Source organism: Moraxella cuniculi DSM 21768, from assembly GCF_900156515.1.
GTDB lineage: Bacteria > Pseudomonadota > Gammaproteobacteria > Pseudomonadales > Moraxellaceae > Moraxella > Moraxella cuniculi.
Map to the genome: position 1 here is coordinate 24,384 of NZ_FTNU01000014.1, position 13,868 is coordinate 38,251.

The 13,868-nt window shown below is 45.6% G+C and carries 12 protein-coding genes; 5 read left to right on the forward strand and 7 right to left on the reverse strand.

The window, feature by feature from the left end:
• Positions 1–40 precede the first annotated feature (40 nt).
• Positions 41–751, reverse strand: coding sequence for an NAD-dependent epimerase/dehydratase family protein (locus BW928_RS08195; protein WP_076555745.1), 711 nt, complete (start codon positions 749–751; stop codon positions 41–43).
• 284 nt (positions 752–1,035) lie between these two features.
• On the opposite strand from BW928_RS08195, the gene rpsT reads away from it, so the two are divergent.
• Positions 1,036–1,302, forward strand: coding sequence for a 30S ribosomal protein S20 (gene rpsT / locus BW928_RS08200; RefSeq protein ID WP_076555746.1), 267 nt, complete (start codon positions 1,036–1,038; stop codon positions 1,300–1,302).
• A 217-nt stretch (positions 1,303–1,519) separates the two neighbouring features.
• Positions 1,520–2,161, forward strand: coding sequence for a response regulator (locus tag BW928_RS08205; protein ID WP_076555747.1), 642 nt, complete (start codon positions 1,520–1,522; stop codon positions 2,159–2,161).
• Positions 2,162–2,233: 72 nt separating this feature from the next.
• Here the strand turns inward: BW928_RS08205 and BW928_RS08210 are convergent, their stop codons facing one another.
• Both BW928_RS08210 and gpmI read right to left on the reverse strand, forming a co-directional pair.
• Positions 2,234–3,490: a S41 family peptidase gene (locus BW928_RS08210; RefSeq protein WP_078310226.1), complete on the reverse strand. Its 1,257-nt coding sequence runs from the start codon at positions 3,488–3,490 to the stop codon at positions 2,234–2,236.
• Between the two features lie 75 nt (positions 3,491–3,565).
• Entirely contained in the window at positions 3,566–5,134 is a 1,569-nt protein-coding gene (gpmI, locus tag BW928_RS08215; RefSeq protein ID WP_076555748.1) for a 2,3-bisphosphoglycerate-independent phosphoglycerate mutase, read from the reverse strand.
• 335 nt (positions 5,135–5,469) lie between these two features.
• Here gpmI and BW928_RS08220 point away from each other — a divergent pair, with 335 nt between their 5' ends.
• Entirely contained in the window at positions 5,470–6,063 is a 594-nt protein-coding gene (locus BW928_RS08220; protein ID WP_076555749.1) for a TetR/AcrR family transcriptional regulator, read from the forward strand.
• 34 nt (positions 6,064–6,097) lie between these two features.
• Here the strand turns inward: BW928_RS08220 and BW928_RS08225 are convergent, their stop codons facing one another.
• Together BW928_RS08225 and BW928_RS08230 are read right to left on the reverse strand one after the other, a co-directional pair.
• On the reverse strand, positions 6,098–6,652 hold the full coding sequence (locus tag BW928_RS08225) for a hypothetical protein (protein ID WP_143821490.1): 555 nt from the start codon (positions 6,650–6,652) through the stop codon (positions 6,098–6,100).
• 166 nt (positions 6,653–6,818) lie between these two features.
• Positions 6,819–8,132: an NCS2 family permease gene (locus BW928_RS08230; protein ID WP_076555751.1), complete on the reverse strand. Its 1,314-nt coding sequence runs from the start codon at positions 8,130–8,132 to the stop codon at positions 6,819–6,821.
• 243 nt (positions 8,133–8,375) lie between these two features.
• Here BW928_RS08230 and BW928_RS08240 point away from each other — a divergent pair, with 243 nt between their 5' ends.
• Together BW928_RS08240 and BW928_RS08245 are read left to right on the forward strand one after the other, a co-directional pair.
• Positions 8,376–8,864 carry a peroxiredoxin gene (locus BW928_RS08240; RefSeq protein ID WP_076555753.1) on the forward strand — a complete coding sequence of 163 codons (489 nt, stop codon included), beginning with the start codon at positions 8,376–8,378 and terminating at the stop codon, positions 8,862–8,864.
• Positions 8,865–8,870: 6 nt separating this feature from the next.
• Positions 8,871–10,046: a glycosyltransferase gene (locus BW928_RS08245; RefSeq protein WP_076555754.1), complete on the forward strand. Its 1,176-nt coding sequence runs from the start codon at positions 8,871–8,873 to the stop codon at positions 10,044–10,046.
• 252 nt (positions 10,047–10,298) lie between these two features.
• Here the strand turns inward: BW928_RS08245 and BW928_RS08250 are convergent, their stop codons facing one another.
• Together BW928_RS08250 and cydD are read right to left on the reverse strand one after the other, a co-directional pair.
• Positions 10,299–12,008, reverse strand: a complete 1,710-nt coding sequence (locus BW928_RS08250; RefSeq protein ID WP_076555755.1) for an amino acid ABC transporter ATP-binding/permease protein — start codon at positions 12,006–12,008, stop codon at positions 10,299–10,301.
• Between the two features lie 9 nt (positions 12,009–12,017).
• Complete coding sequence (gene cydD / locus BW928_RS08255) at positions 12,018–13,787, reverse strand: thiol reductant ABC exporter subunit CydD (protein WP_076555756.1); 1,770 nt, start codon at positions 13,785–13,787, stop codon at positions 12,018–12,020.
• Between the last annotated feature and the right edge of the window lie 81 nt (positions 13,788–13,868).

Here is a 13,868-nt window from a genome sequence, read left to right on the forward strand (position 1 = left end):
GGCATGGTTGATTTGTTTATGATAAATAATATCGCGAAGATTATTTTGGTGCTTTGGCGGATTTTGTTGCACTTTTGAGCATCTGCTCATGGGTGATGATGGTTGCCTGATTTGGGGTGCGTAATGACGGCTGATGATTATGCTCATAGGCAGAAAGTGCCATGCACTGTGCCACCTGCTCGGGACTTAATGGGCGTTTTTTCTTAAAATTAAGTAGCGATAAGCTATTTTTTAGGGCATTTACGCCCATTTTGGCAGCATTTTTTAGTGCAAAAGCCTGCTTGGCTTGGGTTAGTCCACTTAAGCGAAAAATTGCCAAAGTGTCAAAACTTAAGGTGCGTAAATAATATTCCACATCGGCCTTGGCAATCAGCTCGTCATTTTGGTTGGGTGCATCGGTGCCATCTTTTGACAAAAAATAAAACTGCGTTACGCCCTTTTTTTTGCACGCTTTGGCAAATTCTAGATTATAAAGAACATTCACCTGATAAAATTCATCAGAGCTTGCCACCTGTGTATGCGACACCCCAAGACAACTAAAAGCATCCGTATCAGCACCAATTGCCATCGCCTCAATGGTGGTTGCCAATGAACGAAAATCCGCCACATGATACACTTGCATATTAGCACTGATGGCACGAGGCTGCGTGCGGGTAATCAAAATCACCGTTTCGTATAACACCGCCAACTGCTGTGCCAATGCCTGTCCGACACGCCCAGAGCTACCAATCAAAATTGCCTTTGTTTTCATCAATGCCGCTTTCCTTTTTGTTTGGCACTTGACCCAATATTTGTCAATAAGACCAATAAAAACTAATATTTTAGCACAGATTTTTGTGAAAATAAGCACAACACTGCCAATTTGTAAAAATTTTACGCATTTATCAAGAAAATTTGCACGATGGCTCAATTTATATATTGAGAGTTGTGCAAGATTTTGGTAAGATATGTTGTTAATTGTCCAAGCCGTACGCTATCCTCAAGCGTATTGCACCCACTTTTTTATTTTAATACTTAAACTTTTAAGGATTTATCATGGCAAACTCTGCACAAGCTCGTAAGCGTGCTCGTCAAAACACCAAGCGTCGCCAACACAACGCTTCTCAGCGTTCGATGGTGCGTACTTTTATCAAACGCGTTAATGCTGCCATCGAGGCAAAATCATACGAATTGGCAACCGAAGCCTACAACAAAGCTGTGCCAGTTATCGATCGCATGGCTGACAAAGGCATCATTCACAAAAACAAAGCTGCTCGCCATAAGAGCCGCCTAAATGCTGCCATCAAAGCACTAAAGGGCTAATTTGACCCATACAAGAACCCAAGTTTATCGCTTGGGTTCTTTTTTGTGATACGCCGATATACAACAGATTATTTTTAGAAAATATTAATAATCGCTGTGTATAATGAATAAATCATGGCGTGCTAATTATTCAAAAGAGCAGACAATATTGTCTGCAAGGCAGTGCGTTTATAGTAGCAAATTACGCCACAATTTTGGCTTGATAACAAGGATTGCAATGAGTATTAAAGTTTTGATTGCTGACGATCATGATTTGGTGCGTATGGGCATTGCTCGCATGCTAGATGACGACCCTGATATTGAGGTGGTCGGCGAGGCGGCCGATGGCGACAGTGCTGTGCTACAAGTTCGCAAAATACCCATTGATGTGGTGCTGCTTGATGTCAATATGCCCAATATTGATGGCATTGAAGCAACTCGCCGCATCAAGCAATTTGATGCCAATATTAAAATTTTGGCAATCTCTGGCATCTCCTCCCAGCCCTATCCGTCCATGCTATTAAAGGCAGGTGTCAATGGCTACATTACCAAAGGCACGCCACTTGACGAAATGATTCGTGCCATCAAAAAGGTTCATGCAGGCTCGCGTTATTTTAGCCACGATGTTGCCGAACAACTGGCTGAAGTGGTATTGGGCGAACAAAGCCACTCCCCTTTTGATACACTCTCCGAACGAGAAAAGCAGGTAGCGATGATGGTGGTAAATTGTCAAAGCACTCAGCAGATTGCCGATCAGTTATTTGTCAGTGCCAAAACTGTCAATACTTACCGCTATCGTATTTTTGAAAAGCTCGGTGTTGATAGCGATGTTAAGCTTACGCATCTTGCCATACGGCATGGCTTGGTGCAGGCTCAATGAGCTTAAGTCAAATCACCACGCCAATGCCACTTGTGCATTTTGCAATCTGTCATTGGCAAACAAGGCTATCGATTACTGATTACTCGCTTTGGCTTGCTCCATGAGATTTAGGCTAAGCTGCAACCACTCATCGCCAGCTTCATCACTTATAACAGGCTCAAATGACACATCTGGCACAACGCCGATTTTGTCAATCTTGCCACCTTTTGGTGTTAAATAGCGTGCCGTGGTCAGCTTAATGCCTTGATTGCGTCCAATTGGCACGATTGATTGCACCGAGCCTTTGCCATAACTGGTCTCACCGACAATTAACGCCCTGCCATGTGTCTGCAAACTGCTCGATAGCACTTCGGCTGCTGATGCCGAATAGCGGTTTTGTAGAATAATCACAGGCATGGATTCCAAAATTGGCGACCCTTGCGTCTCCAGCACACGCTCAATGCCTGTGCGATTTTGCACTTGGGTTACGACCTTTTTTCGCATGAATAATGATGCCACCTCCACCGCAGCATCAAGCACCCCGCCAGGGTTATTACGCAAATCAATTACCACGCCTTGTATCGGTGTGCTAATCAATTGCAAGCGATCAACAATCTCTTGACGCGTGTTATTCTGAAAAACTGGCAATTTGATGATGGCAATGTTGTTTTGGGTCAAAATCTCAATGGTGCTTTTTTGCATTTGGTTGCGTAACAAATTACTGGTCTGCTTTGACCGTCCTGCACGCGAATAAGTAACATCAACACTGGTGCCTGCAATGCCATTTAGCAACTGGATAATATCATTATCACTCTGGGATTGATTGAGTTTAATGTCGCCAATCTGATGCAAATAATCACCCACAGCAATGCCTGCTGCCTTGGCAGGTGAATCGGCAGCAACCTCATCAACCACCCAATGAGCCTCGCTGGGTTTGTATGTGGCTTTTAGACCAACGCCTGCCACATTGCCCGTGGTGAATGAGTTAAGGTTGGCAAATGCCGTCTCATCAAGAAATTCAGCATTGCGATCGATGCCTGTTAGCATACCTCGCATTGCTTGCTGGAATAATAATTCATCATCAACAGGCTCAACATATTCTCGCCGCATCAAATCCACCGCCTGCACAAAGGTTTTGAGCGTCAAAGGGCTGATGGTATTTAGCGGCACACGACCAGCGTGCAAGCCACTGATGCCGTACAGCTGATTTGGCTCGGCATCCAATACCTGCAATGATGATTCTGACTCACCAGAAGCAGTCGGCAAAATCACTGGCGATGAAGCTGTATTTGCACTTGCTGTCATGGCAAATCCCATCGCTACCGCTGTTATCAGTATGGTTGGCTTCATATCAAACAACCCTTTGATTTTATTAATTTTTATAACAACGCCAATTATAGGCACTGATGACAAAGACAATCTGACTTATGAAGTGCGTTCAACAAGCAAGCTCTCGCCAGTCATCTGCTCTGGCTTATCCAGCCCCATCAAGTGCAAGATGGTTGGGGCAACATCGCACAATCTACCACCATCACGCACCGCCAATGGCTTATCACCAACATAAATAAACGGCACAGGCTCAGTAGTGTGCTGTGTATGCACCTGCCCACTTTCATAGTCCTGCATCTGTTCGCAGTTGCCATGATCGGCAGTGATGAGCAAATGACCGCCCGCAGCCCTTACATGCTCAACCACTCTGCCAATACAGCTGTCAACCGCCTCCACGGCTTTTACTGCTGCCTCAAAAACACCCGAATGGCCAACCATATCGCCATTGGCATAATTAATAATCAATACATCGTATTTGCCAGAATCGATGGCTGCTGTTAATTTATCAGTAACCTCAAAAGCACTCATCTCAGGCTTTAGATCATAAGTGGCAACATTGGGGCTATTGACCAAAATCCGCTCTTCGCCCTCATACAGCTCTTCGCGGCCGCCACTAAAGAAAAAGGTAACATGGGCATATTTCTCAGTTTCGGCAATGCGTAGCTGGGTTTTGCCAAGGTTTTGTAGATATTCGCCCAGCGTGTTGCTTAGACTGGTTGGCTCGTAGGCAATGCTGGTTTTTGGGTTATCTGCCAGCTCATCGGAATATTTGGTCAGCATCACAAAAGCCGACAGTTCAGGGTTGATATGACGCACAAATCCTGCAAATGACGGATCAACAAACGCCAAACTCAGCTCTCTTGCCCTATCGGCACGGAAATTCATAAAAATCACGCCGTCATTATCACAAATCACGCCATTATCATCAATGATGGTCGCCTGCACAAACTCATCTGTCTGCTCGGCGGCATAAGCCAAATCAACTGCCTGTAATGCACTTGTGGCGGTACGCACCGCTTTGGCTTCGGTCAATAACTCATAGCACGCCTGCACACGATCCCAGCGTTTATCACGATCCATCGCATAAAAACGACCTATCACACTGGCGATTTTGGCAGTACCGTCAAACTCTGCATTAAGTTCATCAAACGCTGCCTCAATCTGTGTGATGTATTGCTTGGCTGACTGTGGTGGTGTATCACGCCCATCCAAAAAAGCATGCACAAATACCTGCAACGCTCCCTGTGTCAACGCCAACCTTGCTGCTGCCTGAATATGGTCAATGTGTGCATGAACACCGCCATCAGACAACAACCCCAAAATATGCACCGCCCCTTCGTTATCAATTGTGGTATTGATGGCATCGGTCAGTACAGTATTAGCAAAAAATCCACCACTGGCGATATCATTCATAATGCGGGTTGAATCCTGAAACAAGATACGGCCAGCCCCAAGGTTCATATGCCCAACTTCTGAATTGCCAAACTGTCCATCAGGTAAGCCAACATCAAGCCCCGAACCTGAAATCAACCCATGCGGACAGCTGGCTGTCAAAGCGTCCAAATTCGGCGTAGCAGCCGCCAACACAGCATTATCTCTAGGGTCTTCACGATGACCAATGCCGTCCAAAATCATCAGTACATGGGGAATTTTTTTGTCAGTCATGCCACACCTTTTTTGCTAAGGAAAATAAAATCTCTCACCGTCATTGTACCACAATTTTTCAAAACTGACAGCTAACTGCCAGATGCTTTGTTGTGATATTTTGCCCAAATTATCAAATACGCTTGCCAAGTGCTGACAAATTTTATAAAATACCGACCAGTTGGTTTTATTTGCAATTCTGTCAATGATGATGGTAATTTTTATGCTTATTTATTTTTATATATTAATAAATAGTTAGTTTTATATAAATAATAAACCACCATCATGATTGATAAAACAAACCTATAATTTATCACAATCAGCAACACGCCGCCAAACAGTTTAAGGGTAAGATGATGACCGACTTATTGACATTTGACACAGACACAACGCCAAACAACCCCCAGCCCCAAACAAACAAACGCAAAAATAATCCAGAACAGCTGCGACACGCATTGATTATGGCTGCCAAAAATTTGATGGTGCAAGAAGGCATTGGCAATCTGTCAATGCAAAAAGTCGCCGACTTGGCAGGGGTGAGTAAAGGCGGATTATTTCATCATTTTAAGAACAAAGATGACTTACTAATTGCAGTAATTGAGCTTTTTATCGCCCAGCTAAACACCGCCATCATGGCAAAAATCGATGACAATGATGCCAGCAGTGGCAAATTCACCAAAGCCTATCTGCAAGTTGCATTCACCGATGAGACAATCGGCATTGGCAGCGACTGGTCAGGTCTGATTCGTGCCATCAGTGCTGACGCTCTACTACAGACAAAGTGGCAGGCATGGTTATCGCAAAAACAGCGACAGTTTGCCGCAACAGATGGTGAACCAAGGCATATCGCCATTGGCTACGCCATTGACGGTGCTTGGCTTGACAACAACAAAGCCCACGACAAACAGCACCTTATTACCATCTATCATGAGCTACTTGGGCTACTCTAACCAAGTCCACACCAGTCGCCACGCCCAGCGAAGCCTAGCCAGACAGCGGCACGGTACACAGCACAACCAGCTCGCCTGACTGATTTATCTGCACGCTGGCAACATCGGCATCAATCGACTGATTCGTCATGGTATCTTGGGCAAAAGCGTGGTAAATTCGCTGTTTGGCTGGCTCATCTATCTTGCCAAAATTTAGCCGATAGTGTCTGATTAAGTTATTGTTATAAAACGCAAAACTCTTGATTTTGACATTGGCAAAAGTGGCATTTTTTAGCGGAATGACCACAAAACCATGCCTATCTTTAATCGTGCCATCATACACCACAGATTCACGATAGGCGGGCAATAAATCTCGGCGGTAGGCTCGTGGCAGGTGGCGATACACGCCATTTTTGGCAGATTTTGCCACCGATGTGGTAACAAAACGACCTGCTGTGGCGGATTTTTCGATGGCTGTCTGCACCTTATGCGGCGTCAAGCAATCACGCTGCCACTGGCTAAATACAGGCGTCCAATCAGCAGCTTGTGCGGTGCTATCAATGCCAAAAGCCAATATAAGCATCGTCAAGCATTTGTTTGATTTTTTCATATATTTACCATCTGTCAATTTGGATTTGTACCAATAAATCAACCACCAAACCAACATCACAAGTACCATCTATAAAATCTTAATAAATTAACACACCAAGCATTGCTGATAATAACAAAAACCCTACTGTTATGCAACAATAGGGTCTTAACTTGCAAGGCATCACTTATATCGCATAGCCAAGTGCATAAAATGCCACCAGCACCAGCGCAATCAATACCGTGCCGATATTAAGTTTGCTAAACTCACCTGCCACCACACGACCAACGGCCAGCGAGGCAAAGCCCAGCATAATGCCTGTAACGATATTTGCCGTCAGCACAATAAATACTGCACAAATCAAACCACTCATCGCACCGACAAAATCGTCAAAATCAAGCCTAGCGACATTGCTAAGCATCAATAAGCCCACATACATCAAGGCAGGTGCGGTGGCGTAGCTTGGCACCAAAAAAGCCAGCGGCTGAAAAAACACCATCAACAAAAACAACACACCAACCACAACTGCTGTCAAGCCTGTCTTGCCGCCAACTGCCGTACCAGCGGCTGATTCGATATACACCGCCGCTGGTGCTGTGCCAAAAATTCCCGAAAACACGCTGGAAAGCGAGTCTGAAGTCAAAGCACGACCACCGCCGATGATTTGACCGTCCTTATCAAGCAGCTCAGCCTGTCCTGCCACCGCTCGAATCGTCCCAGTAGCATCAAAAATTGCCGTCATAACCAAAGCAAACACCACAGGCAGGATTGCTGCATTTAACGCCCCGACAATGTCCAATTGCAAAAACAGCGAATTCTCGCCAAAACTTGGCATTTTTAATAGCATACCATCTGATTTTACCGCAGGGTCTATCACCAAACCAATCAGCGTAATGGCGATAATCACCCACAAAATACTGCCCTTGATACGCAATTTTTCAAGCCCGATAATCACCGCCAGCCCAAGCAGCGACAACAGCACAGGCAAAGAGACAAACTCACCCATCATCACAGGCAGACCTGCGTCATTTTTTACCACCAGCCCCACGCCATTGGCAGCAATCAATAGCAAAAACAGCCCAATGCCAATGCCAGCACCGTGTGCGATGCTTGATGGCAAATTTCGCAAAATCCACGCACGCACCCCTGTGATGGAAATCACACTAAAGACCACCCCCATCAAAAAAATCGCCCCCAATGCCACAGGTACGCTCACGCCCTGCCCCAGCACCAAGCTAAACGCCGTGAACGCCGTCAGCGAAATCGCACAGCCAATCGCCATCGGTACATTTGCCCACAGCCCAATCAAAATCGAGCCAAGACCTGACACCAAGCAAGTCGCCACAAATACCGACTCTGCATCAAACCCTGCCTGCGATAGCATATTTGGCACAACAATCACCGAATACACCATCGCCAAAAAAGTCGTCAAGCCTGCAATTAGCTCTTGGCGAGGATTTGACCCTCTTTCATGAAGTTTAAAATAAGAATACAAAGACATAAAATACCCAAATTACCAACCGCAGTCAGCGTATCATGTTAGCAAAACAGCCGAATCAACATGGTCAAACGGCCAGAAAATGGCTAATTTTAACGCAAAGCAGACAATTAAGCCAAACAAAAATTTGCACATGGGTAAAATTTTGCCAATTTTGTGCAAGAATTCAGCAAAAATTGCCATTTGGGGTGATTTTTCTGTATTTTTTGGTAAAATAGCCACAGATCACAACATAGGAATTTCCCCATGTCAAAAAACAGCAACGAAGCGATTGCATTGCCAGATTTTGCGGTAGATTTGGTACAAGCCGATGGCACAGCCAGCCAAATCCGCCTAAGCGACACTGCCAATCATGGCTTGATTTTGTACTTTTATCCAAAAGACAATACGCAAGGGTGCAGCGTGCAGGCGGTGGATTTTAGCCAGTCGCTTGATGACTTTACTGCTTTGGGTTATCGCATTATCGGCGTATCACGAGATGGTATCAAATCACACCAAAATTTCATCAACAAAAAACAGCTAAGCATCGACCTTATCAGCGACACAGACGAAAAATTATGCCATCACTACGATGTCATCAAAGAAAAAATGATGTATGGCAAGATGCATTTGGGCGTGGTGCGTTCAACTTTTGTTTATGACAATGCTGGCAAAATGATTGGCAGTTTTCGTAATGTTAAGGCAAAAGATCATGCCGAATTTTTGTTAGATTTTCTAAAAAATCAAGCCATCTAATCGATAATGAAAGTCCTGCAATTATCCTCATCGCTCAAGCATGATGAAGCCGAGCGAGGCATTTATGCAATCTCGCACGCTCTTATCAAGTCCTCAGATGAGTCGATTATCATTGGCTGTGCTGACGAAGATAGCGATCTGGTGGTGCGGCTGACACGAGACGGTGCTATTTATCATCGCCTGCCCATGCCAAAAAAAAGCTGGTGGGCTTTGGTGCATATTTTCTCACTCAGACAAATCATCAAACAGCACAAACCCGATGTAATCCATGTTCATTCACGCACCCCTGCTTGGGTGCTGCACTGGGCATTGCGTCCTTATCCTGCCGCCAATAGACCAAAGATTGTCGCCAGTTTATACGGTTTTTATCCGCTCAATTCTTATTCAAAAGCCCTGTTTGATGCTGATGTTCTTATCGCCGCTTCAAGCAGTATCAAAAAGCATTTTGATAAGATTTTTGCAAAAATAAAATCAGAAAAACCGCACAAACTTCCCCAATTAGAATGTGTATCTCGTGGCGTTGATATTCGCAAATATCCCTACCGCCACCATTCATCGGTGCATTGGCTGCAACAAACCTTTGCTCAATTCGCTGAGCTTGAGCATAAAAAATGGCTGGTTTTTCCTACGCCCATTGGTGCAGAATATGGTCAAGAATGGCTGATTGATATTTTAGGAAACCTACAAGAAAAATTCCCCAACATTCATGCCATCGTTATGGACGACGATCCCAATAATCGCAGCCATCACTGTGTGGCATATGAAGAATTTATACAGCGACTTCACGCATTGGGGCTTAGTCAGCGGGTTACTTTTGTTGGCAAAAATCCACCTGATATGCGTGAATGGCTATCATCGGCAAATCTGGTTTTGGCACTGGCAAACCGCCCAGAGAGCATCGGCATGACCGCCCTGCAGGCAATCCATCTTGGAACGCCAATTATCGGTTGGGCAAAGGGGGCATTTGCTGATATTTTGGGCGATTTGTATCCACAAGGCTTGGTAAAAGAGCAGACTGCTCAAGCTCTGTGCAAGACGGTCAAATTTCTGCTGGCCAACCCAATTCGCCCTGCCATGACGCATGATTATGTTGTCGATCAGATGGTTGGGCAGACCATCGCTGTCTATCGCAGACTGCACCAATCAACAAGTGATGCCGCCACACCATGTCAGATTTTTTAGTTTAATTGAATAATATCGGGAATTAATGCCAAAATTTGATTTTACTGTGCCAGCATGACAACTTGCCAAGGTTAAATGCAGCACTTGGCTATTGTGATGTTTTTACACAGGGTGCGTATCAAGTCTGTTAATTAAAACTTATAATATAATAAATTAAATTTAACCAAAATCAGCATTTTATCACAAAATTTCTTTGTAAATCAAACAATTAGAAATCGCAAGCCAATGGTGATGAGAACAGTATCCCACAAATTAATCACCAACCATCAAAATTGACACATCGCCCATTTGTTGCCATCTTTGGTGTGTGGCAATCAGCAAAAGCCCAATATCGCCTGATTTTTGTGCCAAAAGCAAACTCTCCCAAACCACCTGACGCGTGGCACTATCCAGACCTGCAAACGGCTCATCTAGCAGCAGCACCGCCTTTGGTGCCAAAAGCAAGCGTGCCAATGCAATACGCCGTGCTTGACCGCCAGAGATTGCCATGCCATATTCACCCAGTCGCGTCGCCAATCCCTGTGGCTGGGCGTGCAACCATGGCAACAGTCCGACCTTATCAAGCACTGCATACAGTTCATCATCACTGGCACAAGGCTTGCCCAGTCGCAAATTATCCGCCAGCGTCTGATCAAATATATCCACCGTCTGACCCAAAAATCCCAACTGCCCCCCAAACTCAACCGACTGCCAATCACTCTTGCCCAGCTCGCCCTGAAATATCATCTCGCCTGCAATCAGTGGATATTCACCCGCCAATGTCTGCAACAAGGTTGATTTGCCAGCACCTGAGGCACCGATGACTAGGCATGGTTTATCACAGCCGATGACGGCATTTAGGTTGCTTGTAGCCATGATGGCTTTGGGGGTTTTAACAGTGGCGTTTTTTAGTATCATGGCAGGTCTGGTTGTGCCAAGCATTTGCACAGGGGTGCGTGTTGCTTGTGGTTGCTCGGCAAGCAACTGATTTAGATTATCCCTTGCCATTTGACTGCGACCCAAAGCCAGTGGCTCTGCGACCAAGTTTTGGATAAATTCCGCCAAACCAAAAAAACCAAGCAATATCGCCAATGCAATTGCTGGGCTGAATTTGCCATAATCATTGAGCGTATCCAGTGCAAACACTGCCGCAGGCATATTGAATAATGGACCAAGCCCCCACAAAAGCAATAGCACAGCCACCATCATGTATAGCCCAATTAATAGCATACTGAGGCGGCGTAACTTATGCGTCTTTAACATTAAGGCAGTATAATCATCGTCCAGCTGCTGTATGTGTGCAATTTGATCGTCCCATTTTTGCCAAATCAATAACGAGGTCAGTGCTGGCAAGGTATCAAGCAGTTTGGTTTTGCGTTGTTCTGATAGATGGTTTTCTTGGCGTGCCAAAGCCATGCTAAGTTTAATTGCAACCACAGCCACCAGCATTGATATCACAATCACCAAAAGCACCCACCACAGCGTGGGCAAAAACCACCACACTGCCACCGCCACCATTGCCACCGCACCGATGGTCATCACCCATGGGCTGATAAGCTTTAGAATAAATTCATTTAAAATATCAATATCTTTAACCAATCGGTGCATTTTTTGGCTACTGGAATGCCCCTGTAGGCTACGCAAAGATAAAGGAAGGTTTGCCCAAGTGCGAAAGAACTTCATACGCAGCGACTTTAACAGACCAAAAACTGCATGGTGAGCAACCATCAAATCACCATAGCGAGACAGTGTACGAATGATGGCAAACATACGAATGATGGCAGCTGGCATCATATAATTAAACGCATGATTGCCGACCAACAACAGCCCCGATACTGCCGACATGGTAACAAACCAGCCAGAGGCCATCGACAGCCCCAACACAGACCATACGGTAAGTAGTCCAAGTAGCCACGATACAGCCCACATCCAGCATTGATCAGCGATGAGTGTGCGTAATAAAAATGGTGGTCGTTTTTTCATATAACACCCCTACAGCCGACAAACCGCATCAAAAGCGGCTGTTGTTTGCTCATGGCTGATCCAAATTACCGTTTTATTTGTAGCTAAGCGGTGCAATAATGCACAAATCTCTTGTGAAGTTGCTAAGTCCAAATGCTCTGTTGGCTCATCAAGCAGCCAGATTTTGGCATCTTGGAGCAACAACTGGGCAATGGCAAGCCGATGTGCCTGACCGCCAGACAGACCACCGCCACGCTCTGATAATTGCGTTGCCAAGCCATCAGGCAGCTTATCAATCAGCGACCACAGTCCAACGGCTTTTAGCACCGTGATAAGCTCAGCATCGGTTGCGTTTTGCTTGGCTAGGCGTAGATTGTCAGCAATGCTAATGGGCAGCAAGGCAGGCGTTTGGGCAAGATAGCCAAATTGATGACGCAAATATGCCAAATCCAGCTGATGATAAGCATAACTTTGGTGTTCATCATAAATCTCAATATCGCCCGTATACTGCCCAAAGCCAAGCAAAATCTGCAACAAACTGGACTTGCCAGCACCACTTTCACCTTGCAATAAAGTCGTCTTGCCTGCTATAAATTCCAGTGTTGTTGGCGATAGGCGAATGCGACCATCATCACCAAATGCTGCCACTTTTGTCAAGCGAAAGCCTGCCGCACCCACCAAGTCCACCTGCTGCTTACCTGCTTGTACACTTTGAAAATTCATCATGTCCATCATCGCTTTGGCCGCCGCCATCGCCTGCCCCTTGACATGATACTCCGCACCCAATCGGCGAAGCGGTGCATAAAATTCTGGTACCAACAGCAAAATCAGCAATGCTGTGCTGTAGCTGGTTATCAGCACATTTGGTTGCCAAGGCAAAATACCAATCAAGCCAAAACCCAAATACACCGCCACCAATGCTATCGACAAGGCGGACAAAAACTCAAGCACGGCACTGTTTAAAAAAGCAATTTTTAGCACCGACATGGTTTTTTTGCGATAAGTTTCGGCACTGTTATCAATATCTGCCACGGCAATATCCACCGCAGACAAGCGAGACAGCGTATTCACCCCACGAATCCAATCTAAGAACCTACCGCCAAGCTGTGCCATTGCGTCCATTTGCTCACGGCTCTTACGCGAGGTTGCCGTGCCAATAATCACCATAAAAATCGGCACAAGCGGTGCGGTTGCCAGCAAAATCATCGCAGCCATTGGGCTAAAAAATGCAATAAAAATCGCCAACAAAATCGGGGTGCTGACCGCAGTGTTTTTTTGCACCGCAAAGCGTGCATAGCCAAACAAATGCTCAGGCTCATCGATGATTTTATTGGCAATGACGCCATCAGAACCAAAAAATCGTCTCGCCACCCCCATATCACCAAGCCGATTGAGCAAATCGGCACGCACCTGAGTTACCACCTGCATACCTGCCTGAGTCAATATCACATCACGCAGATAGCCCACTGCCACTTTAAGCAGCATTGCCAATGCCAGCACTGCCACGCACAGCCAAGTCGGCATCCAAACAGCAGCCTCTTGCCACTGCAAAGATGCCGATGGGATAAACGCAGCCAGCCACCTGTCAAAAATCAACGACAAAACCCACGCCTGCACCATCAATAAAACAACAGAGGCGACATCACACAGCCACGCAAGGTGCAACGAGCGTTTGACAGGCCCAAAGGCAGATTTTAAAAAATTATTAGCAGCAATATCAGCCTGAGAGCGGCCTCGTCGCTTTGTTTTTGAGGTTGCAGCTTTGTTGGCAACTTGTGCGGTGGTATCTGATGGGGACATAGGTTGATAATTTTTGAGGATAATATGCTATTATCGCCAAATTGTGGCTTTTTTTCAACCGAAAACACCGCCAAATTTGGC